Here is a 21,312-nt window from a genome sequence, read left to right on the forward strand (position 1 = left end):
GATGAGGTCTCCCACCATGAGAGTGGGTAAGGCTCCCGGTAGACGACCGGGTTGATAGGCCGGAGGTGGAAGCACGGTAACGTGTGGAGCTGACCGGTACTAATAGGCCGAGGACTTGACCACAAAGCTTTTCTTGCTCGCGTCCACTATGCGATTCTGAAACAACAAACACACCTGGTTGGTTGGTTGTGTGTTTGACAGTTTCATAGGGTTACGGCGGTTATGGCGGGAAGGAAACACCCGGTTACATTCCGAACCCGGAAGTTAAGCTTCCCAGCGCCGATGGTACTGCACTCGGGAGGGTGTGGGAGAGTAGGTCACCGCCGGACAATCTTTGATAGCGGGAAAGGGCTCCACGCGTGACGTGTGGGGCCCTTTCTGCGTTACGGGGGGTTGCACGCCTTACGCGTGCGGGCCCCCTTTTTTTCTGCGTTGTACGGTGTATGGGTCTCACGCTTTGCCGTGTGGGGCCCTTTCTTGCGTTTCCGGGCCTTGTTGGGTGCGGTCCCGCGAGGCGCGGGGCGGTCTGCTGGGCGGAAGGCCAAGGGCGGGAGGGGACGGCTTGGCCCGTGAGGCCCCTTCCTGCGTTGTATAGGTCTCACGCTTTGCCGCGTGGGATCTTTTTGCGTTATGGGGTTTTGCGGGTTATGGGGGCAGGTACACGGAAGGGTCGGTAGCGCGCTAGGACCCTTCACGGCTGACGCCTGTGGTCGGTCATCTACGGTCTCTCCATCTACGGCCCGAGTGGAGGGCGGCCGTCACTGTGGCGTCAGCGGCGGCAACTCGCGATGTCCACGCCCAGCCGTTGGTGAGCGTCTCCTCGTCAGTAGGGCGGCTTCGCAATCAGCCGTTGGCGGGCCCTCGGCGATAATGCGGCCTCCCACTCAAGCGTGGCGGTCCCTTGAAGAGGTAGACGGGTGGAGGTGCGCGTTGGCGCGCCCGGGGCCGGTGGCATTGCGAGGGGGCCTGAGTTCGATGGCGCGGATGGCGTCCCACCGAGCGGCGCGGATGCCGGAGGTGGTGGAGGCGCATCGGCTGTTCGGGGATCCGGACTTCTTGCTGAGGGTCGATGTGAAGGCGTATGAGCGGTTCTATGCGGAGGTGTTGTCCTGGTTGCCAGGGGTTGCGCAGTTGGCCTCGTATCTGGCGATGAAGGTGGTGAAGGCCGATGGGGGTTGCCCGTTGACGGAAGGTGGGTCGGGTGAATTGCAGTCCGCTTGAGCGACTTACATGTCACTATCCGTGGCATTCGTCAGCATCGCGCAAGAGAGGTGCAGGTAGCGGACCGCATAACTGAGGTGCGAGCCCCGGAGGGAACCAGCAGACCGGGAAGCACACATGTCAGGGCACCTACCATGAAGCGCACCTCGCTCGGTCTGGCCGTCATCGCGATCGCCGGTCTGGCCACCGCCCTCTCGGCTTCCGCCGCTTCCGCCACAACCACCACCACAGCGACCGCCAGCGCGGACCCCGGCCCTGAGACGTGTCGTCAGGGTTACGTCTGGCGGGTCAGCCGGCCGTCGGACCTCGTCTGTGTCACGCCGAAGACGCGGGACCAGGTCGCCGCCGACAACGCCGCCAAGAACAGCCGCTGGACCAACGGCGCCTTCGGCCCGCACACCTGCGTCGTCCCGTACGTCTGGCGCGAGGCCTACAGCGGTGACGACGTCTGCGTCACCGCCAACGAGCGCAGTCAGGCCGCATCGGACAACGGCGCGAGCGCCGGGCGCAAGGTTCTGGCCAAGCTGTGGATCACCAAGTACACCGTCTCGCCGAGGGACAACGGTGACGGCACCGCGACCACGACGTCCACCGATGACATCGCGCGCCTCAAGCTGAACGGCAGCTACTACAACTTCGGCCAGGTCAAGCTGGTCATCCGGTGGAGCCACAACGACGCGGTGTACTGGAACGGCAGCGTGACCGCCAAGTCCAACAGCGGCTACCCGGGTGGGAGCTTCGGCTACAAGACCGGCAAGTTCGACTGCTCCGGCCCCGGCAAGCCGGCCAACGCCTACGCCTACGCCTATGCATACGACACGATGTCGGGGCGCTACTCGGCTCGCGTCCCGGTCCGAATCGGCTGCGCCGTCCTGTAAATGGCCGTCCTGCGGATGGCTGTGCTCCGAATGGCTGGGCTGCGGATGGCCGTCCTGCGGATGATGGCAGTGCTGCGAATGTACGACTGAGAGGGCCGACCTGGTACATCCCGGTCGGCCCCTCTGCGTGGACGGCTGTACGTACGGCTGCATGTGCGGCTTGTCCCGGCACGTTTGGGGTGGTGGGCTGCCGCACTCCGACGTCTATCCCGGCCGGCTGTCCCGGACTCTTCCTTCTCTCCTCGTGGGGCGCCGGGTGCCGTGCGCGGGCGACTCGAACGCGGTTTCGCGGGCGTAGGGAAGCAGCGGAAGGGGCGCCGCTGGAGGTGGTGATCATGGGCGGGGATCCATCCGCGCGTGCACTCCTGTTGGTACTGGCGTGGTGGGGCCGTGTGTGCTCCTGCTGGTACTGGCGTGGCGGGCCGCGTGCGCTCACGCTGGTCCTGGCCAGGCGGGGCCGCGGTTGCGCTCACGCTGGTGCCGGACCGGTGGGGCCGTGTGTGCTCACACCGCAACCGCTCCGCGAAGCCGCGCGTACACCTCGATCTCGAGGCGCATGCGGGGGTCGGAGAGGCCGCACACGAGCATCGTCGCCGCCGGGCGGATCTCGCCGAAGTAGCGGCGGAGGGTCGGCCAGCACGGTTCGAAGTCCGCTCGGTCGGGCAGCAGGTAGCGGACCCGGACGACGTCGGCGAACGTACAGCCGGCTTCGGTGAGCGCCGTTCCGACGTTGCGCAGGCACTGCTCGGCCTGTTCGACCACGTCTTCGGAGATCGTCATGGTCGCGTAGTCGAACCCGGTGGTCCCCGAGACGTGGACCCAGTCGCCGTCCACCACGGCCCGGGCATATCCGATCTGCTCCTCGAAGGTGGAGCCGCTGAAGATCGCGCGTCGTGCTTCTGTCATACACGGAACGGTAGGCGAACTGCGGTGATACGTCTAAGACGTATGAGTGAATGATGTGATATCTCTGCACGTATGGAACGTCCTCAGCTCGCGCTGCATCAGCTCTACGCGTTCGCCGTTCTGGCTGAGGAGTTGCACTTCGGGCGCGCCGCCATACGGCTGGGTGTCGCGCAGCCGCCGCTGAGTCAGCAGATCAGGCGGCTGGAGGAGAGGGTGGGGCATCCGCTGTTCGAGCGAGGGCCCGGTGGGGTCGTCCTGACGTCGGCGGGGCACGAACTGCTGCCCGCCGCTCGGCGTGCGCTCGGCGAGATCGCGGACGGGCTGGAGGCGGCGCGGCGTGTCGGTGGGGGAGAGGCCGGGCGCATCCGGGTCGGGTTCGCGGCGTCGCTGGCGTTGACGATCCTGCCGGGGATGCTGCGGGCTTACCGGGATCGGTATCCCGGGGTCGAGATGGAGATCAAGGAGATGACGACGGCGCCGCAGGTGGCGGCGCTCCTGGAGCGTTCGATCGACGTCGGGCTCCTGCGGGAGCCGCCTGACGATCCGGGGCTGGCCGCCGAGGTTGTGCTTTCCGAGGAGTTCGTCGCTGTTCTGCCGGTTGGTCATGTGCTGGCCGGGCTGCGGGTGGTTCCTGTCGCGGCGCTGGCGGAGGAGCCGTTCGTGCTGCTGAACCGAGAGGCCGGGCCGACGGTTCACGATCGGATCGTGGGTCTGTGCCGGTCGGTGGGGTTCGAGCCGCGCATCGGTCAGTACGCGGTGGAGTGGGCGACGGTCTCCGCGCTGGTCGAGGCGGGGCTCGGGGTGTCCCTTGCCCCGGCGAGCGTGCGCCGGATCCGGCTCAAGGGAGTGTCCTATCGCCGGATCGAGCCGGACAGCGCACGCACCACGGTGGCCATGTGCTGGCGGCGAGAGGATGGGAATCCGCTGGTCGGTCGGTTCCTGGAGGTGGGTAGGGAGTGCCTCCCCGGCCCGCATTAACTACGGACTACATGCCTTGATGCGTACATACGCCATGAGGTATGGTGGCTGGTATGAGCGATGTGATCTGGGCTGCTCTCGTGGATCCCCATCGGCGGGCGGTGCTCGATCTGCTGCGTGAGCGAGATCGGTCGGTCACGGAGCTGGTCGACGAGCTCGGTGTCACCCAGCCCACCGCGTCCAAGCATCTCCGGGTGCTCCGGGCGGCAGGGCTGGTCCGGGTGCGTAAGGACGCCCAGCGTCGCATCTACGCGATCGATCTGGAGCCGATCGCCGAGCTCGATCAATGGCTGGCCCCATACCGGCGGCTCTGGAACGACCGGCTCGACATCCTCGGGCGCCACCTCGATGAGCCGGATACCGGCGCAGACATAGGCAAGGAGTCATGATGGACCGCGGAACATACATCGAGATCGACGGCCGTCCGGCCGTGCGCTTCCAGCGCACCTACCCCCATCCCGTCGAGCGGGTGTGGCGGGCGGTGACCGAGCCGGGTGAGCTGACTCACTGGTTCCCGCAGAACGTGACGATGGACGCGCGAGAAGGCGGGAAGATCGAGTTCTCCGACGACCCGCACATGGACAGCGTCACGGGCACCATCCTGGTCTGGGATCCGCCGCGGCGCTTCGTCTTCACGTGGGGCGGTGACGAGCTGCGGTTGGAGCTGACGTCCGATGGTGCTGGCGGGTGTACGTTCACGCTGGTCAACGTGATCGAGGCGCGGGACGCGGCGGCGCGCAACGCGGCAGGATGGGCTGTCTGCCTGGCGGAGCTGGACAAGGTCGTGGCCGGACAGCCGGGCGACGGGCCGCACGGTGAGAGCGCCGAGTCGTGGCGTGGGCACTATGACGCCTATGTCGCCGACGGTATGCCGTCGGGCGCCGAGATCCCCCAATAGTGGCCTAGTCTGGCGCTTCGTCCGCCGGGAGAGTCGGCGTGTTGCACGAGTGGTCGGCCGCGCCCTCGTCGATGAGGTCCTCGTACACCCCGACCTTGTAGTTGATCAGGTCCATGCACTCGCTGAGGTTCGCCATCTGGGTGATCAGATACTCGCGGTGCCGTCTCAGCAGCGCGAGTCGTTCCGCCTCGTTCCCCGCGCCCTCCCTGACGAGCTCGGTGTAGCGCCGGATCGCCGGCAGCGGCATGCCGGAGGCGCGCAGGACCATGCACAAGGTCAGCCACTCGATGTCCTGCTCGCTGTAGACGCGGTTCCCGCCGGCCCCGCGGCGCACCGGACTGTGCAGGATGCCCTCGCGCTCGTAAAAGCGCAGCGTGTGAACGCTCAATCCGGTCCGCTCCGCGACCTGTCCAATGCTCAAAATCTCCGGCATGCCGTACAGGTTAGGGCTTGATCTAAAGTCGGCTCTAGATCCTAGGATGCCGCGCATGACCATGCGTTACCGCACTCTCGGCGGCACCGGCATAGAGGTAAGCGTCCACTGTCTCGGCGCGATGATGTTCGGTGCTGTCGGCAACAAGGACCACGATGACTGCGTCCGCATCATTCACGCGGCGCTCGACCGGGGGATCAACTTCATCGACACCGCGGACATGTACTCCGCGGGTGAGTCCGAGGAGATCGTCGGCAAGGCGCTCGAGGGGCGCCGCGACGACGTCGTGCTCGCCACCAAGGTGCACTTCCCCATGGGGGAGGGCCGCAACCGGGGCGGTAATTCGCGGCGGTGGATCGTCAAGGAGGTCGAGGAGAGCCTGAGGCGCCTGCGGACCGACTGGATCGACCTCTACCAGGTGCATCGGCCCGACCACACGACCGACATCGAGGAGACGCTCTCCGCGCTGACCGACCTGGTGCGCGCGGGGAAGATCCGGGCCTTCGGCTGCTCGACCTTTCCGGCCGACGAGATCGTCGAGGCGTATCACGTCGCCGAGCGCCGGGGCCTTCAGAGGTTCAGGACCGAGCAGCCGCCCTATTCTCTGCTCGCCCGGGGGATCGAAGCCTCGGTGCTGCCGGTCTGCCAGCGCCTCGGGATGGGGGTGCTGACCTGGAGCCCGCTCGCGTCCGGCTTCCTGAGCGGCAAGTACAGGAAGGGGCAGGCCATCGATCTCACCACCGGGCGCGCCTCGCTCACGCCGGCCCGGTTCGATCCCTCGATCCCCGGGAACGCGGCCAAGTTCGACGCAGTGGAGGAGCTGGCCGAGGTCGCGGACGGCCTCGGTTGCTCGCTGCCCGAGCTCGCCGTGGCCTTCTGCGCGGCGCATCCCGGTGTCACGTCGGTGATCACTGGGCCGAGGACCATGGAACAGCTGGAGTCGCTGCTGAAGGGGGCCGCGCTCACGCTCGACGACGCGGTCCTCGACCGGATCGACGAGATCGTGCCGCCGGGGGCCAACCTCTACCACCCGGACGGCGCCTGGACCCCGCCGACGCTGTCGGACCCCGCTCGGCGCCGCCGACCGCTGGCGGAGCGCGCCGCGGGCTGATCGGCCGCCGGTGATGCGGGTGATGCCGGTGATACGGGTGATGCGGGAGGATCCGGGTGAGCGCGGGGAGACTGCGCTCACCCGCTCGGGCCGCGCTCACCTGGGCTGGTGCGGTGTCCACGATGGTTCGCTGGGTGGTTCGTCACCCGACCGTCGACCGTTCGTGGTGGCTGGGGTCCCTTGGAGGGGTCCCCTTTTGGGGGGTGTGGGAGGGGACGGTCCGTCGTGGGCTGAGGTCCCTGGGGAGGGACCCCCCTTCCGGGGGAGTGGAAGGGACGGTCCGTCGTGGCTGGGCCCCCTCGGGGGAGAGGGTGAACGAAATGGGTGGTTACTTCGGCAGGACCAGCAGGGCATCGCCGACGCCGCGCTCCACCCCGTCGGACGGGCGGTTGACCAGCTTGTCGCCCACCACCATCGCCGTGGAGCCGCCGCCGTCCAGGTTGACCGCCTGCGTGGCGCCCAGCCAGCGCATGAACTGTGCCGCCTCGATGAAGTTGGCCCCCACCGACACGCCAGGCTGACGGCCGTCGATGGTCGCCAGGATCAGGCTGCCGTTGCGGGTGGTGCCCAGCAGGGTGCGCGGGTGGCGGCGGAGGATCATGTTCACGGAGTCGTGGCCGTCACGCTTGGCGGTGATCTTGACGTGCCCGTTCCTGACCAGGCCGACATTGCCCCCGATCACGCTCAGGTCGGGCGTGAGCTTGAGCGCCTTGCCCGCCCGTACGTCCACGACCTTGGTGTCGACCTTGACGGTTCCGCCTTCCGCCGCGTGCGCGTTCAGCCATTCGGCGGCGATGCCGGCGGAGCCGTGCAGGACCCGGGAGCCGGCCGGTACCTCGGCGCCCGGCGCGCGTAGTGCCACGACCTTGTCGTTGGCGTCGAGCACGGCGTCGGCGCCGTCGTCCGTGGGCGTCTTGGCGCCGTACTCCGCGGTGTAGAGGATCAGCTCGTCCGCCGCCGCGGCGCGGTTGACGCCGTTGACCGTCAGCTTCTGGCCGTCCTGCGCGATCGCGGTCACGGTCGACTTGAGCTCGGTGATGCGGGCGGTACGACCCTTGAGCACGACGGCGGAGCGGCCCGGTACGGCCTCGCTGAGCAGCCTGCCGCCGACCACCGAGATGCCGACCGGCTCGCCGCGCAGGTTCTTGGCGGTGTGGATGTTGAAGAAGCCGCCGTTCACTGCCGCGATCGCCTTGTTGGCCTTGGCCATCGAGGAGACGGTCTCGCGGGCGGCGACGCTGGTGCCGAGCGTGGAGCTGTACGAGCCGTGGAACTTCCTGGCGTCGATCATGACCACCTTGACGTCCCAGGGCCCGGTGGTCTTCATGCCGTCGTCGCCGACGTAGTCGACCCTGACCTTCAGCCCGGCGTCCTTGAGCTTCTTGGCCGTCTCGGCGGCCTTGTCCTTCTCCTCGAACTTCCAGAGCCCGACCCGCACCATGTAGACGGTCTGGGCGTCGGCGTCGGCGACCTTCGGCCGGACGACCTTCTGCAGGCTGGCCGTCTCGCCCGTGGCCTCGACCTCGGCCACCTTGGCCTCGGCGGTCTGCTGCATGCCGTAGTCGCGGCCGCTCGGCATCAGCACCGTGACGGTGAAGCCGTCGGTCGCCTTGCCCGCCTTCACGTTCCAGAGGTCGATGCCCGGCGCCACGCTGGTCATCGTCTTGGCCGGTACGGCCGGGACGCCCAGCGGGAACTTGGCCGAGGGGAACGAGACCGAAACCTGCTCGGCGGCCGCGCTGGGTACGGCCGTCGCCGTGAGGACCGTGGCTATCGACAAGCCGACGGCGAAGGTGCGTCGAGACATGAAAACTCCAGAGGGCGGGCAAAGGAACCGACCCATCCTGGCGAGATCATGGTCGCGGAGGCAGGGAAACACGCTAAACGGTCTGAGAGGTTACAAGATTGACATCCCTCGGCGGATTTTCCTGCGCGCACTGTGGGCGCGGCGTTACCGTGCGGTAGGCCGCGACCGAGCGGCACACCAGTCCGAGAGGCAGCCGTGATGGGGCTGAGCATCCTCATTGTGATCATCGCGAGCGTGATTCTGGGGTTCATCCTGGGCGCGTTCGTCACCCGTCCACGCGGATGGGTGATGTACCCCGACGACCGGACCCGCCCCGACGTGACGCGCGATCCTCACGAGTGACCACGAGCCGGCGCAAGCCGCACAGCTTCTGGGTTCTGTGCGGCTTGCGCCTATCCCTACGCCCACACCTAGAATGAGGCGCATGACACGCATCAGCATGTGGTGGCGGCCGACAGACGGCCGCTGATCTCCGCATGCTCGGGCCGTCCTCAGGACGGGCCCGGTGCGTGGGTTCTTCTTCAGGACGGCATGACCTGAAGAAAGGAACCCATGATGGATCACGTCGTGCTCACCGGAGACCGCCCGACGGGGCCGCTCCACCTGGGCCACTACTTCGGCACACTGGCCAACCGCGTCGCCCTGCAGGACGTCCACCCCATGTACGTGCTGGTCGCCGACTATCAGGTGATCACCGATCGGGATCTTCCCGGCGCGATCCAGCAGAACATCACCAGCTTGGTCCTCGACTACCTGGCCATCGGGCTCGACCCCGCGAAGGTGACGATCTTCCAGCACAGCGCGATCCCTGAGCTGAACCAGCTGCTGCTGCCCTTTCTCAGCCTGGTGTCCGTGGCCGAGCTGAGCCGCAACCCGACCGTCAAGGACGAGATCGCGCACAGTACGCAGCAGGCGGTCAACGGCCTGATGTTCACCTATCCGGTGCATCAGGCGGCCGACATCCTGTTCTGCAAGGGGACTCTGGTGCCGGTCGGCAAGGACCAGCTGCCGCACGTGGAGGTGACCCGGCTGGTGGCGCGGCGCTTCAACGAGCGCTACGGCCCCGTCTTCCCGGTGCCGGAGGCCATGATGGGCGCGCGGCCGCTGCTCCATGGCCTGGGCGGCGGCAAGATGAGCAAGAGCCGGGGCAACGCGATAGCCCTGTCCGCCACCGAGGACGAGACGGCGGCGCTGATCCGCGCGGCCCGCACCGACTCCGAGCGGCTCATCACCTTCGACGAGGCGAACCGGCCGGAGGTGGCGAACCTGCTCACCCTGGCCGGCCTCTGCCTCGGCCGCGCGCCCGAGTCCATCGTCGACGAGATCGGCAACGGCGGGGCCTCCACACTGAAACGGCTGGTCACCGAGGCGGTCAACGAGTTCCTGCGCCCGATGAGAAAACGCCGCCTTGAGCACTCGGCGGCCGATGCCAGGCAGGTGCTGACGGACGGCAACGAGCGCGCCCGTGAGCGGGCGATCGTCACGCTCGGGGAGGTACGGGCGGCGATGGGCTTCTAGGCGATGGGCTTCTGGCGCGGGCCTCTGGCGATGGCCAGTTCGGTGGCCGGGGATCTCAGGAGGCGGCGGTGCCGCGGTCTGGTGAAGCCGGCCTCCCTGAGCAGGCGGGCCACTTCCTTGTAGGTACGGATCCGGCCGCCGCCCGCCACCAGGTAGTTGAGGTGGAGCAGGTCGAGCAGGGTACGGCTGGCCCGGCCAGGCATGAGGCTGTCACCGAACTGGTCGCCGATCGCGATCGTGCCGCCGGGGTTGAGCGCCTTGGCCAGCCGCCCCAGCAGGGTGCCCACCTCCTGGTCGTCGAGACAGTGCAGGATGTTGAACAGCAGGATCACGTCGTACCCGCCGCCCAGGTCCTCGTCGAGGAACGAGCCGGCCCGCAGCGTCAGCCGGGGGTGGGCCGCCGCCGATTCGAGGGCCTCGGGCAGGTCGATCACGGTGCCCCGCAGCGCCGGGTGCCGCCGCAGCAGCTCCACGCTGTAGCGGGCATGGCTGCCGCCCACGTCCAGCATTCGCGTGGCGCCCGCGGGGACCGGGATGGCGGCCGCGGTGGCGGGCGCCTGGCGGCCGGCCACGGCGGCGGTCCACGCCTGGAACGAGCGCGACAGCTCGGGCTCGCTCTCCGTCAGCGCGTACAGCGAGGTGATGGGCGACCCGTCACGTACGGTCCGTTCGAGCTGGGGCCAGATCACGCAGGCGGTGCGCTCCCAGAAGTACAGGCCCTCGGCCAGGCAGGCGGGGGAGTCGGAGGTGAGCCAGAGGCGGGCCGTTCGGGTCAGCCGGTAGCGGCCGCGTCTGGCGCGCAGGTAGCCGAGCCCGGTCAGCCCGCGCAGCAGCACGTCCGTCGCGTGCGGGTCCAGGCCGAGCGATCCCGCGAGGTCGGCGGCGGTCATGGGGCCGCCGCGCAGGGCGTCGAAGAGGCCGAGCCGCATCCCCGCGATCAGCGCGTGCAGGCCCATGACGCCGAAGTAGTCGAGTATCGGGGGCAGGATCGACAGGCGGTGCGCCGCCGCTTCCAGGGGATTGACGAATAGGGGCACATCGCGACGGTAAGCCGCGAGGGGAAAAAATGTTACCTGCTGTCCCGGCGGAACGACTCCAGCGCCAGCAGGGCCACGTGCAGGGACAGGCACGACTCGACGTCGTCCAGGTCGGTGTCGAGGATGCGTTCGAGGCGGCGCAGCCGGTCGTAGAAGGCGGGCCTGGACAGGTGGGCCTTCTGGGCGGCCACCGCCTTGTTGCGCCCCGCGTCCAGGTAGATGCGCAGGATGCGGGCCAGGTCGCCGCCCCGCTGCGCGTCGTGCGCCAGCAGCGGCCCGAGCTCCCGCTCGGCGAACGTCTGCAGCCGGGCGTCGTCGCGCAGCAGGTGGAGCAGCCCGCGCAGGCGCAGGTCGGGCAGCCGGTAGAAGGCCCGGCCGTCGGGCTGCCGGACGGCCACGTCGGCCACCTGCTCGGCTTCGAGGAAGCTGCGGCGTACGTCCCTGATCGACTCCACCACCGAGCCCGAGGCCAGGACGAACGCGGCGCCGGGCTTCCACAGGACGCGCAGCCGATCGGCGAGCGCCGTCAGCGCGGGCTCGGCGCCCGAGCGCGGCGGCAGGGGGAGCAGGACGCCGACCCGGTCCTGGTCGAGCGCGCCCACGAGGGCGGGCAGCCGGGCGTCGCGGCAGGCGGCGGCGGTGGCCTCGGCCAGCTCGCCGAGCTGCGCCTGCCCGTCGAGCGCCTGCTCGACGGGCTCGGTCGGCCGGATGACGACGCTGACCAGCTTACGCCCGGTGAGCGGCACGCCCACGGCGCGGGCGCGGGCGGCGGCCTCGTCCGGATCGGCGTAGGCGTGGGTGAGGATGCCGGTGATGATCGTGCCGTGCGCCTGGCGTTCGAGGGACTCCTGGTGACGTTCGAGCAGGCGGCCCAGGGCGAGCGTGGTGGCGGCGCGCTCGGCGAGCACCAGGTCGCGGGGTGACGGCGGACTCTCGCAGATCAGGATCAGTCGCCCCCAGTCCTGTCCGCGCGCACCGACCGTGGTGACCAGCCAGCCGGAGGCGGCGTCGTAGGCGGTCCGCTCGGCCGGTGCGACGGCGCGTGACCTGCTCTCCCAGCCGGCCAGCAGCGCGCCGGCGTCGCGGCCCGCGGACTCGCAGGCCAGCACCTGGTGGGCGAGGTTCTCCAGCAGGACCGGGCGGCTGGACAGCCGGGCCACCTGGACGAGCACCTCGGCGGGCGAGGCGCCTTCCACGGACAGCTCGGTGAAGACCTCGTGCAGCTGCTCGGAGGCGCGCAGCTCCTCCAGCTGGATGTCGATGATCCGCTCGTGCACGGACTCGGTGATCTGCACGAACGGCGTCTCGCGGGTCAGCACGATCAGCGGTAGCCCGTGCTCCTCCGCCGCCTTGACCACGGCGCGGGGCAGCTCGCGGACGAACCGGCGGCCCAGCTCGACGATCAGCCCGGAGGCGCCGACGGCCGACAGCTCACCGATGTAGTCGGCGAGCTTCTCCGGGTCCTCGGGCAGCGCCACTCCCGTGGTGAGCACCAGCTCCCCGCCGCGGAGCAGGTGGGCGATGTCGGCGATCTCGCCGACGTGCACCCACCGCACCTTGGTGTCCAGCCGGTCGCCGCCCGCGACCACGCGCGGGTTACCGCGGCGGACGGTGTCCAGGGCGAGGACGTCGGCGATGGTGGGCAGCACGCGCCCGAGCCTAGCCGATCAGCCTGTAAGATCGGATAGGTACCCATTTACAGTGTGCCGGTCACGAGCCCAGTTCGTCCTCCCTGAACTCCCGGGCGGCCTCCCGCTCCCGCAACTCCACTCGCCGGATCTTGCCGGAGATGGTCTTGGGCAACTCACCGAACTCCAGCCTGCGCACGCGCTTGTACGGCGCCAGCTCGCGCCGTGAGTGCTCGAAGATGGAGCGGGCCGTCGCCTCGTCCGCCTCGAACCCGGGCGCCAGCGTCACGTAAGCCTTGGGTACGGCCAGCCGCACCGGATCCGGCGCGGGCACCACGGCCGCCTCCGCGACGGCCTCGTGCTCCAGGAGTACGCTCTCCAGCTCGAAGGGTGAGATGCGGTAGTCGGAGGCTTTGAAGACGTCGTCGGTCCTGCCCACGTAGGTGATGTAGCCGTCGCCGTCACGGGTCGCGACGTCGCCCGTGTGGTAGTAGCCGCCCCGCATCGCCTCACTAGATCCGCCGACATATCCGGACATGAGGCCGAGGGGGCGGTCGGTCAGCGGCAGGCAGATCTCGCCGTCGTCGCCCACCTCCCCAGTGATCGGGTCGAGCAGCACGACGTCGTAGCCGGGCAGCGGCCGGCCCATCGACCCCGGCTTGACCGGCTCGCCGGGCACGTTGCCCACCTGGGCGGTGGTCTCGGTCTGGCCGTAGCCGTCCCTGATCGTCAGCCCCCACGCCTTGGCGACCTGGTCGATGATCTCCGGGTTGAGCGGCTCGCCCGCCGCGACGGCCGTACGCAGCGGCAGCCGCCACGCCGCCAGGTCCTCCTGGATGAGCATCCGCCACACGGTCGGCGGCGCGCAGAACGTGGTGACCCGCTCGTCGCGCAGCACCTCCAGCAGGGCGACGGCGGAGAAGCGCTGGTAGTCGTGGATCAGCACGGTGGCGCCCGCGTTCCACGGCGCGAACACGTTGCTCCACGCGTGCTTGGCCCAGCCGGGCGAGGACACGTTGAGGTGCACGTCGCCGGGCCTGAGCCCGATCCAGAACATGGTCGACAGGTGGCCCGCCGGATAGGAGGCGTGCGTGTGCTCGACCAGCTTGGGCTGCGAGGTCGTGCCCGAGGTGAAGTAGAGCAGCAGCGTGTCGCCGGCCCGGCTCGGCCCGTCCGGGGCGAAGTCCGCGGCCGCCTCGTAGGTCTCGGCGTAGGGCAGCCAGCCGTACGCGTCGCCGACCGCGATCCTGGTGTAGCCGCCGTCGCCGAACTTGCCCGCGTCGGAGGCGTTCGCGATCACGTGGGAGACACCGCCGCGTTCGACGCGCTCGACGATGTCCTTGGCGGTCAGCAGCGTCGTGGCCGGGATGATCACCGCGCCCAGCTTCATGGCCGCCAGCAGCGACTCCCACAGCTCGGCCTGGTTGCCCAGCATGAGCAGGATCCGGTCGCCACGTCGTACGCCCTGCTCGTGCAGCCAGTTGGCGACCTGGTTGGAGCGGGCGGACAGCTCGGCGAAGGTATAAGTGACCTTGCCGACGATCTTCAGCGCGACCGCGTCGGGGGTCTCGGCGGCCAGGACGCCGTCGAACCAGTCGAGCGCCCAGTTGAAGTCCGTCAGCTCCGGCCAGCGGAACTCGCGGCGAGCCGTCGGGTAGTCGGCTGCGAGGAGGAGGTCACGTGCGGCACGGAAATCGCTCATGTTCGGGATCCTGCTACGTCACCAGCCGCCTCTCAAGGCCGTCGAGCACCGACACGAGGCCGAAGTCGAAGCACACCTCGCGCATCACGCGCGGATTCTCGTAGTTGGCGGCATTGATCGCCTCCATGAGGTCGGGGTAGCCGGCCGCGGCCTTGGCGACGGTCTGGCGGAGGTTGTCCCCGTCATATTCGTAGCCCGCCATCGCGGTGTCCCAGGCGACCTCGGGGATCGTCATGCCGAACACGAAGGCGGTGAGCGTCGCGTTGGCGTAGTCGATGTCCGTCCCGGTGAATCCGGCCAGCTTGAACGTCTTGCGCGTCTGGTCGGAGATCATGAGCGCGTTGGGCCCCAGCGCCGGCAGGCGGCCGATAAGGTCGGCCGCCCACCGATGCCGCAGGATCACCTGGCGCATGCTGTGGGCCATGACCGAGGCGGCGTCCCGCCAGCCCACCTCCTCGGGGTCCGGTGCGATCATCTCGCCCCAGATCTCGTCGTAGACCAGCTCCAGCAGCTCGTCCTTGTGGGCCACGTACCAGTAGAGGCTGGTCGCCCCCGCGCCGAGCTTCGCCCCGAGCTTGCGCATGCTCAGCCCGGCCAGGCCCTCGTCGTCGAGCAGCTCCATGGCGGCCGCGACGATCTCTTCGCGGCTGCGGCCGGGGCTGGAGCCGGCCTGCTTGCGCGGCTCGCGGAACCACACGGAGTTGTACTGCTTGCTGGTCACGCCTCCAGGATAATTCCACTCGCACACTGTACGAGGTTTGTCGTACGGTGTGCGAGTGGAATCGAACACTGTGCGAGATCCCCGTCGTTGGTGGATTCTCGGCGTCCTCTGTCTGTCACTGTTGGTCCTGGTCGTCGACAACACCGTCCTCAACCTGGCCATCCCCAAACTGATCAAGGATCTGGGCGCGAGCCCCGGCGACATCCAGTGGATCATTGACGCCTACGTGCTGGCCTACGCCGGTCTGCTGCTCACCGCGGGCAGCCTGTCCGACCGGTTCGGGCGCCGGCGGTTCCTGATCATCGGCCTGCTGTTCTTCGGCGGCGCGTCGCTGCTGGCGGTGCTCTCGTCCGAGCCGTGGCAGCTGATCGGCTCGCGGGCCCTCATGGGCATCGGTGGGTCGCTCCTGATGCCCTCGACGCTGTCCATCCTGATGACCGTCTTCGACGAGGAGGAGCGGCGCAAGGCCATGGCCGCGTGGAGCGCCGTCGCCATGGTGGGGGTGATCGCGGGCCCCACGCTGGGCGGCTTCCTGCTCGACCACTACTGGTGGGGCTCGGTCTTCCTGCTGAACATCCCCATCGCGCTGGTCGCGGTCGTGGCCGCCGTGGCGCTGATGCCGGAGACCCGCAGCGCGGGCCGGACGATCGACCCGGTGGGCGTGGTGCTGTCGATCATCGGCCTGACCTCGGCCGTCTACGTCATCATCGAGCGCGAGTGGAACCCGGTCGGCATCGCCATCGCCGTGGTCGCGCTCGGCGCGTTCGTGATCTGGGAGCGGCGGTCGGAGCATCCGATGCTGCCGCTCGAACTGTTCAGGAACCGCAACTTCAGCGGGGCGTCGTTCTCGATCCTGCTGATGTCGTTCGGGGCCGGGGCCGTGATGCTGATGCTGACGCAGTATCTGCAGTTCGTGCTCGGCTACGGGCCCATGCAGGCCGGTCTGGCGCTGCTGCCGTACGCCATCGCCGCGACCGTCTTCAACGTGGTCGGCGCCGGACTGGGCCAGAAGGCCAGCAACCGGCTGCTGATCTCCTCGGGGCTGGTGGTCATGTGCGGCGGTTTCGTGGTGCTCGCCACGACCACCGGCTACATCGCGGTGCTCACCGCACTGCTGATCATGGGCGTCGGCGGCGGCCTGGCCGGGCCCGCGGCGTACGCGTCGCTGATGGGGGCCATCCCCATGGAGCACGCGGGTGTCGGCTCCGCGCTGAACGACACCGTGCAGCAGGTCGGCATGGCCATGAGCATCGCCATCCTGGGCAGCGTGCTGGCCGGGGTGTTCACCTCGGCGATGCCCGCCGACGCGCCCGAGGCGGCCAGGGAGTCGATCGGCGGCGCCTTCAAGCTGGGCATCGTGGAGCCCGCCCGCGCGGCCTTCACCGACGCGATGCACTTCGGCTCCTGGGTCGGGGCCGGGTTCTGCGTGGCGGCCGCGCTGCTCGCCCTCGCGGTGCTGCGGCCGGCCGCTCCCGTCACCGCGGCCCACACCACCGAGTCCGCCCCGGTCTAGCGGATGCGGGGCTCGCGCATGGCCTCCAGGCTGTCCAGTTTGTGCGTCCGCTCGTCGTGGCCGACCTGCCGCAGCAGGTCGGCCCTTTTGGGCGGCCCGCGCGGCGGGCCCCCCCCGCCCCCCCGGGCCGCCCCCCGACCGGTAGCGGCCGTACTCGGCGGCGTAGGTGCCCGGGTCGGGGACGAAGTCCAGGTCGGGGTTGTCCGCCACGAACGTCATGTACTCGTGCTCGGCGTGGTCCTCGAACTCCGCGTTCAGCCGGTAACTCCAGTCGGGCCGGACCAGGAACAGCACCCACGACACGTGGTAGTAGAAGAACGAGATCAGCCACGGCGCCGCCTGGTGCAGCAGCCAGGTCTGCTTGAGCCCGTGCCGCTGGACGAGGTCCTGCATGATCAGCAGGTGCCACTGCTCGTTGTCCTGATCGGCGCGGGCCTCCACGATGCGCTCGAAGACCCGCCTGGCCAGGCCCGAGCGCCCCGCGTGGCGGTGCACGGCCCAGTAGCCCATGCGCTCCCACGCCTGGTACGGCACGCGGGCGATGATCTCCAGCATGGCGAACTTGGTGAACGAGCCCTGCTTGCCGTACATGAGGTCGACGGGCTTGAACATCATCTTGGCCAGCAGGCTGTACTTCATGCGCGGGGTGGCGAGCGTGTCCCGCTGGGCCCGGAGCAGCTGGTCGCGGTCGAGCTTCGGCGGGCCGGGGTGCACGTCGGGCCGGTGGTCCACGGTGATGGTCATGTCCGCTCTCCCTGAGTCTTCTCTGGTGATGACTCGATGGTGGGGGAGCGGGGGGTGGCCGGTCGTCGGCCGCCGGTGGGCAATCGTGGTGCCCCCGCGGGCGTAGCGATCAAGGCGGTCGTACGCCCGCGGGCGGACGGGAGATCCCCTAGGGGATCTGCCCGGGCTTGTCGACGATGCCGGACTTCAGCTCGGCGGACGCCCAGAAACTGCCCGCCTCAAAGGCCGGCTCCGGTGCCTTGCCCGGCATGGTGATCCACTCGTCGCGGTTCCAGATCGTGCGACGGCCGAGCAGGTGGTAGGTCGCCGGGTCGAGAACAAGGTACTCCGTGGTGACCTGCTGCCCCTTCGGCTCGTAGTAGACGCCGATGCCCAGCCGGTCCTCCGCGTCGGGGACGTCCACGACGATCTTGACGCCGGGGATCCTCGCCATGGCCCGGAAGATCGCGGCCTCCAGCTTCGGCGGCATGACGGCCTGCTGCTCCAGGTAGACCGAGAGGACCCGATACGCCCGGGCGTCGGGCGGCTCGCCGGCGCCTGGGTCCTCTTTCGGCAGGTCGCTCCAGTGCCTGTCGCGTGAGACCTTCGCGAGCAGCTTGTCGGGGTCGGTCGGCAGGGCCGTCAGCCTGTCGTGGTACTCCTGCGGCGACAGGTCGTCGTCGTCCGGGTCCGGCGGGACATCGGAGACCTTCAGCTCGCCGTCCAAGAAGTCGGCGCGCTGCTTTCCGTCGTATCTGAACCAGCTCTCTTGGGTGGTCACGCGGCCGTCGCCGGGCTGCACGACCTTGGACTTGGTGTAGACCCACTGATCGGGGCGTGGAGTCGAGTAGGTCTTGTTCTCGACTGCCGTGGCCGCCTGCTCCAGCAGCAGGAGGCTGCCCGGCCGCATGCTGGGCGCCGGACGCGTGGGACGGCTCTCGTGGGCGGGCCCGGCGAACGTCAGCGTGACCGCCAGTCCGGCCGCCAGGGTCCCGGCGAGCAGCGCGCGCCTGGCGAGGGGCCGCCACAGCCGGCCAGGAACGTCTCCGCGACGATGTCGTCGGCCAGCGAATCCCCCAGACGGCGGGTGACGTAGCGACGATGTAAGGCAGGCGCGTGCCGGTCGAACAGCACGGCGAAAGCGCCCGGGTCGCTGCGGGAGCGCCGGATCACCTCGGCGTCGTCCATGCCGCTCAACGCTCCGCCGGCGCCCTCGGCCGACTCTGTTTCCACAACCACCCGGTACTCCCGTCGCCGATACTGTCAGCCCCTTTCACCCGATGGCGGGATTTGAGTTCTCGGGAGTTGTAAGTCCTTATGTCCTGACATATGGTCGAAGTTGGCGCTGGAGTCTGCATGACATCATGTAAGGGGATGTGGTGTCGTGTGGACACGTTGGAGGTGGGTGTGGCGATGACGAGCCGCGATACTCGAAGCATGTCGGAGCTTCTCGCCCGCCACCGGGCAGTGATCCCCAACTGGGTGGCACTCAACTACAACGAGCCGATCGAGATCGTCAGTGGCAAGGGCAATCGCGTCGTCGACGCCGATGGCAAGAGCTACCTCGACTTCTTCGCCGGCATCCTCACCAACATGATCGGGTACGACGTGCCCGAGGTGCGCGAGGCCGTCGAGCGTCAGCTCGCCACGGGAGTCGTCCACACCAGTACGGTCTACCTCCTGCGCGGCCAGGTCGAGCTGGCGGAGAAGATCGCCAGGCTCTCCGGCATCCCCGATGCCAAGGTCTTCTTCACCAACTCCGGCACCGAGGCGAACGAGACCGCGCTGCTGCTGGCCACGTACGCGCGCAAGAGCGACCAGGTGCTCGCCATGCGGCAGAGCTACCACGGCCGCAGCTTCGGCGCGATCAGCGTCACCTCCAACCGGACGTGGAAGAACAACTCGCTCTCCCCGCTGAACGTGCACTTCCTGCACGGCGCCGACCGGCACCTGGTCCAGTTCAAGGGGCTGTCGGACGCCGACTACATCGCGGCCTGCGTCGACGACCTGCGCCATGTGCTGGCCACGGCCGTCTCCAACGACGTGGCCGCGCTGATCGCCGAGCCCATTCAGGGCGTGGGCGGGTTCACGATGGCCCCCGACGGGCTGTTCGCCGCCTACAAGGAGGTCCTGGACGAGCAGGGCATCCTGTTCATCTCCGACGAGGTGCAGACGGGCTGGGGGCGCACCGGCAGCGCGTTCTTCGGCATTCAGAACCACGGCGTGACGCCCGACATGATGACCTTCGCCAAGGGCCTGGGCAACGGGTTCGCGGTCGGCGGCGTCGTGGCCCGCGGCGACCTGATGGACAGCCTGCCCGCCGTGGGCCTGGCCACGTTCGGCGGCAACCCGATCTCCATGGCCGCCGCGAACGCCACGCTCGACTACGTGCTCGACCACGATCTCCAGGCCAACGCCGCCAGGACCGGCAAGATCATCGCCGATGGCCTGCGCGCGGCGGCCGAGCGGCTGCCGATCATCAAGGCCGTACGCGGCAAGGGCCTGATGTTCGCCGTCGAGCTGGAGAGTCCCGCGCAGGCCGCGCGGTTCATGGAGGAGACCAAGAAGGCGGGCCTGCTCGCGGGCAAGGGCGGCCTGTACGGCACCGCCATCCGCATGGCCCCGCCGCTCACCCTCACGGTGGACGAGGCCACCGAGGGCCTCGGCATCATCGTGCACGTCCTGGAAGGCCTCAACATGGAAGTCATCAACGCAGAGGCAGCGAAGCAGTGAAGTTCGTCAAGCACTGGATCAACGGAGCTCTCGCGGACGGCGACAGCCGTACCCAGGAGATCTTCGACCCCGCTACCGGCGAGGTCAGCGGGCACGTCGCGCTGGCGTCGGCCGCCGACGTCGACGCGGCCGTGGCCGCCGCCGTGGCGGCCTTCCCCGCCTGGCGTGACGCCTCGCTGACCAAGCGGGCGCAGGTGCTGTTCCGCTTCCGCGAGCTGATGTACGCCCACCGCGACGAGCTGGCCGCGCTCATCTCCGCCGAGCACGGAAAGGTGCACTCCGACGCGCTCGGCGAGGTCGCCCGCGGCCTGGAGGTCGTGGAGTTCGCCTGCGGGATCCCGCACCTGCTCAAGGGCGGCTTCTCCGAGGGCGTCTCGACCCGGGTCGACTCCTACTCGCTGCGCCAGCCGCTCGGGGTGGTGGCCGGCATCACGCCGTTCAACTTCCCGGCCATGGTGCCGATGTGGATGTACCCGATCGCGATCGCCTGCGGCAACGCGTTCGTGCTCAAGCCGTCGGAGAAGGACCCGTCCGCGTCGCTGCTCATGGCGCGGCTCTGGCAGGAGGCCGGGCTGCCCGACGGCGTCTTCAACGTCGTCCAGGGCGACAAGGCCGCCGTCGACCGGCTGCTGGAGCACCCCGACGTGCGCGGCGTCTCCTTCGTCGGCTCGACCCCCATCGCCAGGTACGTCTACGAGACCGGCACCAGCCACGGCAAGCGGGTGCAGGCGCTCGGCGGCGCCAAGAACCACATGCTCGTGCTGCCCGACGCCGACCTCGACCTGGTCGCCGACTCGGCCGTGTCGGCGGGCTTCGGCTCGGCCGGCGAGCGGTGCATGGCGATCTCCGTCGTGCTGGCCGTCGACCCGGTGGGCGACGAGCTCGTCCAGAAGATCGTCGAGCGGGTCGACAAGCTGGTGGTCGGCCCGGGCTCCGACCCCAGGTCCGAGATGGGGCCGCTGGTCACCGAGGCGCACCGCGACAAGGTCGCCTCCTACCTCGACCTCGGCGTCGAGGAGGGCGCCAAGCTGGTCGTGGACGGCCGGGACACGCGCGTCGAAGGCGGCGGCAAGGCGTCGGAGACGCCCGGCTTCTGGCTCGGCCCGACCGTGCTCGACCACGTGCCGGCCGGCTCGCGGGTGCACACCGAGGAGATCTTCGGCCCGGTCCTGACGGTCGTCCGCGTCGGCTCGTACGAGGAGGGCCTGGAGCTCATCAACGGCGGCGCGTACGGCAACGGCACCGCGATCTTCACCAACGACGGCGGCGCGGCCCGGCGCTTCCAGAACGAGGTCGAGGTCGGGATGATCGGCATCAACGTGCCGATCCCGGTGCCGATGGCGTTCTACAGCTTCGGCGGCTGGAAGGCGTCGCTGTTCGGCGACACGCACGTGCACGGCACCGAGGGCGTCCACTTCTACACCCGCGGCAAGGTCGTCACCTCGCGCTGGCTCGACCCGTCGCACGGCGGCGTGAACCTGGGCTTCCCGACCAACGGGTGACCG

At 69.1% G+C, this 21,312-nt stretch carries 19 protein-coding genes, 2 rRNA genes and 1 pseudogene; 13 read left to right on the plus strand and 9 right to left on the minus strand.

What is annotated here, in order from left to right; translation table 11 throughout:
- The 4 genes from LDL49_RS38835 to LDL49_RS38850 form a co-directional block, all read left to right on the plus strand.
- Positions 1–123, plus strand: a 23S ribosomal RNA gene (locus tag LDL49_RS38835); the annotation flags it as partial.
- An 89-nt stretch (positions 124–212) separates the two neighbouring features.
- Positions 213–329 (plus strand): 5S ribosomal RNA (gene rrf / locus LDL49_RS38840).
- A gap of 655 nt (positions 330–984) precedes the next feature.
- On the plus strand, positions 985–1,221 hold the full coding sequence (locus LDL49_RS38845) for an Lrp/AsnC ligand binding domain-containing protein (protein WP_263656081.1): 237 nt from the start codon (positions 985–987) through the stop codon (positions 1,219–1,221).
- A gap of 134 nt (positions 1,222–1,355) precedes the next feature.
- Entirely contained in the window at positions 1,356–2,099 is a 744-nt protein-coding gene (locus tag LDL49_RS38850) for a hypothetical protein (RefSeq protein ID WP_225299116.1), read from the plus strand.
- Between the two features lie 504 nt (positions 2,100–2,603).
- Here LDL49_RS38850 and LDL49_RS38855 read toward each other — a convergent pair.
- Positions 2,604–3,005 carry a RidA family protein gene (locus LDL49_RS38855; RefSeq protein WP_225299118.1) on the minus strand — a complete coding sequence of 134 codons (402 nt, stop codon included), beginning with the start codon at positions 3,003–3,005 and terminating at the stop codon, positions 2,604–2,606.
- A 72-nt stretch (positions 3,006–3,077) separates the two neighbouring features.
- Between LDL49_RS38855 and LDL49_RS38860 the strand changes: the two genes are divergently transcribed.
- From LDL49_RS38860 to LDL49_RS38870, 3 genes are read left to right on the plus strand one after another with little or no spacing between them, the layout of a single operon-like run.
- Entirely contained in the window at positions 3,078–3,983 is a 906-nt protein-coding gene (locus LDL49_RS38860) for a LysR family transcriptional regulator (protein WP_225299120.1), read from the plus strand.
- A gap of 53 nt (positions 3,984–4,036) precedes the next feature.
- Entirely contained in the window at positions 4,037–4,372 is a 336-nt protein-coding gene (locus LDL49_RS38865) for an ArsR/SmtB family transcription factor (RefSeq protein WP_225299122.1), read from the plus strand.
- Positions 4,372–4,881, plus strand: coding sequence for an SRPBCC family protein (locus tag LDL49_RS38870; protein WP_225299124.1), 510 nt, complete (start codon positions 4,372–4,374; stop codon positions 4,879–4,881). Before LDL49_RS38865 ends, LDL49_RS38870 begins: the two co-directional genes overlap by 1 nt.
- 4 nt (positions 4,882–4,885) lie before the next feature.
- On the opposite strand, the gene LDL49_RS38875 is transcribed toward LDL49_RS38870, so the two are convergent.
- On the minus strand, positions 4,886–5,314 hold the full coding sequence (locus LDL49_RS38875; protein WP_225299126.1) for a MerR family transcriptional regulator: 429 nt from the start codon (positions 5,312–5,314) through the stop codon (positions 4,886–4,888).
- A 55-nt stretch (positions 5,315–5,369) separates the two neighbouring features.
- Here LDL49_RS38875 and LDL49_RS38880 point away from each other — a divergent pair, with 55 nt between their 5' ends.
- Positions 5,370–6,425, plus strand: coding sequence for an aldo/keto reductase (locus LDL49_RS38880; protein ID WP_308016247.1), 1,056 nt, complete (start codon positions 5,370–5,372; stop codon positions 6,423–6,425).
- A gap of 328 nt (positions 6,426–6,753) precedes the next feature.
- Here the strand turns inward: LDL49_RS38880 and LDL49_RS38885 are convergent, their stop codons facing one another.
- Complete coding sequence (locus tag LDL49_RS38885; protein ID WP_225299128.1) at positions 6,754–8,232, minus strand: phosphodiester glycosidase family protein; 1,479 nt, start codon at positions 8,230–8,232, stop codon at positions 6,754–6,756.
- A 198-nt stretch (positions 8,233–8,430) separates the two neighbouring features.
- Between LDL49_RS38885 and LDL49_RS38890 the strand changes: the two genes are divergently transcribed.
- A complete protein-coding gene (locus LDL49_RS38890; RefSeq protein WP_225299131.1) occupies positions 8,431–8,574 on the plus strand; it encodes a hypothetical protein in 144 nt (47 codons plus the stop codon).
- A gap of 210 nt (positions 8,575–8,784) precedes the next feature.
- The gene (gene trpS / locus LDL49_RS38895; RefSeq protein ID WP_225299133.1) at positions 8,785–9,750 is read left to right on the plus strand and encodes a tryptophan--tRNA ligase; all 966 of its coding nucleotides are present in this window, start codon (positions 8,785–8,787) and stop codon (positions 9,748–9,750) included.
- On the opposite strand, the gene LDL49_RS38900 is transcribed toward trpS, so the two are convergent.
- The 4 genes from LDL49_RS38900 to LDL49_RS38915 form a co-directional block, all read right to left on the minus strand.
- A complete protein-coding gene (locus LDL49_RS38900; protein WP_225299134.1) occupies positions 9,747–10,787 on the minus strand; it encodes a methyltransferase in 1,041 nt (346 codons plus the stop codon). The genes trpS and LDL49_RS38900 overlap by 4 nt on opposite strands.
- A 32-nt stretch (positions 10,788–10,819) precedes the next feature.
- Positions 10,820–12,436 (minus strand): PucR family transcriptional regulator, encoded by a 1,617-nt coding sequence (locus LDL49_RS38905; protein ID WP_225299136.1) that lies wholly within the window; start codon positions 12,434–12,436, stop codon positions 10,820–10,822.
- Between the two features lie 61 nt (positions 12,437–12,497).
- A complete protein-coding gene (locus LDL49_RS38910) occupies positions 12,498–14,117 on the minus strand; it encodes an AMP-binding protein (RefSeq protein ID WP_263656070.1) in 1,620 nt (539 codons plus the stop codon).
- A gap of 13 nt (positions 14,118–14,130) precedes the next feature.
- Positions 14,131–14,838, minus strand: coding sequence for a TetR/AcrR family transcriptional regulator C-terminal domain-containing protein (locus LDL49_RS38915; protein ID WP_225299138.1), 708 nt, complete (start codon positions 14,836–14,838; stop codon positions 14,131–14,133).
- 55 nt (positions 14,839–14,893) lie between these two features.
- Here LDL49_RS38915 and LDL49_RS38920 point away from each other — a divergent pair, with 55 nt between their 5' ends.
- The gene (locus LDL49_RS38920; RefSeq protein WP_225299140.1) at positions 14,894–16,351 is read left to right on the plus strand and encodes an MFS transporter; all 1,458 of its coding nucleotides are present in this window, start codon (positions 14,894–14,896) and stop codon (positions 16,349–16,351) included.
- Between the two features lie 261 nt (positions 16,352–16,612).
- Here LDL49_RS38920 and LDL49_RS59385 read toward each other — a convergent pair.
- Positions 16,613–17,095: pseudogene (locus tag LDL49_RS59385) on the minus strand (ferritin family protein); the annotation flags it as partial.
- A gap of 148 nt (positions 17,096–17,243) precedes the next feature.
- Entirely contained in the window at positions 17,244–18,341 is a 1,098-nt protein-coding gene (locus LDL49_RS38930) for a CU044_5270 family protein (RefSeq protein WP_308016255.1), read from the minus strand.
- 170 nt (positions 18,342–18,511) lie between these two features.
- On the opposite strand from LDL49_RS38930, the gene LDL49_RS38940 reads away from it, so the two are divergent.
- Positions 18,512–19,807: an aspartate aminotransferase family protein gene (locus LDL49_RS38940; RefSeq protein ID WP_225299142.1), complete on the plus strand. Its 1,296-nt coding sequence runs from the start codon at positions 18,512–18,514 to the stop codon at positions 19,805–19,807.
- Positions 19,804–21,309: a CoA-acylating methylmalonate-semialdehyde dehydrogenase gene (locus LDL49_RS38945; RefSeq protein ID WP_225299144.1), complete on the plus strand. Its 1,506-nt coding sequence runs from the start codon at positions 19,804–19,806 to the stop codon at positions 21,307–21,309. The genes LDL49_RS38940 and LDL49_RS38945 overlap by 4 nt, the downstream gene beginning before the upstream one ends.
- Positions 21,310–21,312: the final 3 nt, after the last annotated feature.

It is taken from the genome of Nonomuraea aurantiaca (assembly GCF_020215705.1).
Classification (GTDB): Bacteria; Actinomycetota; Actinomycetes; order Streptosporangiales; family Streptosporangiaceae; genus Nonomuraea; species Nonomuraea aurantiaca.

Coding starts and splice junctions, on each gene's coding strand:
- trpS (WP_225299133.1), top strand. CDS start 8,785: ATGATGGATCACGTCGTGCTCACCGGAGACCGCCCGACGGGGCCGCTC.
- LDL49_RS38845 (WP_263656081.1), top strand. CDS start 985: ATGGCGTCCCACCGAGCGGCGCGGATGCCGGAGGTGGTGGAGGCGCAT.
- LDL49_RS38940 (WP_225299142.1), top strand. CDS start 18,512: ATGTCGGAGCTTCTCGCCCGCCACCGGGCAGTGATCCCCAACTGGGTG.
- LDL49_RS38885 (WP_225299128.1), bottom strand. CDS start 8,232: ATGTCTCGACGCACCTTCGCCGTCGGCTTGTCGATAGCCACGGTCCTC.
- LDL49_RS38865 (WP_225299122.1), top strand. CDS start 4,037: ATGAGCGATGTGATCTGGGCTGCTCTCGTGGATCCCCATCGGCGGGCG.
- LDL49_RS38860 (WP_225299120.1), top strand. CDS start 3,078: ATGGAACGTCCTCAGCTCGCGCTGCATCAGCTCTACGCGTTCGCCGTT.
- LDL49_RS38880 (WP_308016247.1), top strand. CDS start 5,370: ATGACCATGCGTTACCGCACTCTCGGCGGCACCGGCATAGAGGTAAGC.
- LDL49_RS38855 (WP_225299118.1), bottom strand. CDS start 3,005: ATGACAGAAGCACGACGCGCGATCTTCAGCGGCTCCACCTTCGAGGAG.
- LDL49_RS38890 (WP_225299131.1), top strand. CDS start 8,431: ATGGGGCTGAGCATCCTCATTGTGATCATCGCGAGCGTGATTCTGGGG.
- LDL49_RS38850 (WP_225299116.1), top strand. CDS start 1,356: ATGAAGCGCACCTCGCTCGGTCTGGCCGTCATCGCGATCGCCGGTCTG.
- LDL49_RS38910 (WP_263656070.1), bottom strand. CDS start 14,117: ATGAGCGATTTCCGTGCCGCACGTGACCTCCTCCTCGCAGCCGACTAC.
- LDL49_RS38870 (WP_225299124.1), top strand. CDS start 4,372: ATGGACCGCGGAACATACATCGAGATCGACGGCCGTCCGGCCGTGCGC.
- LDL49_RS38875 (WP_225299126.1), bottom strand. CDS start 5,314: ATGCCGGAGATTTTGAGCATTGGACAGGTCGCGGAGCGGACCGGATTG.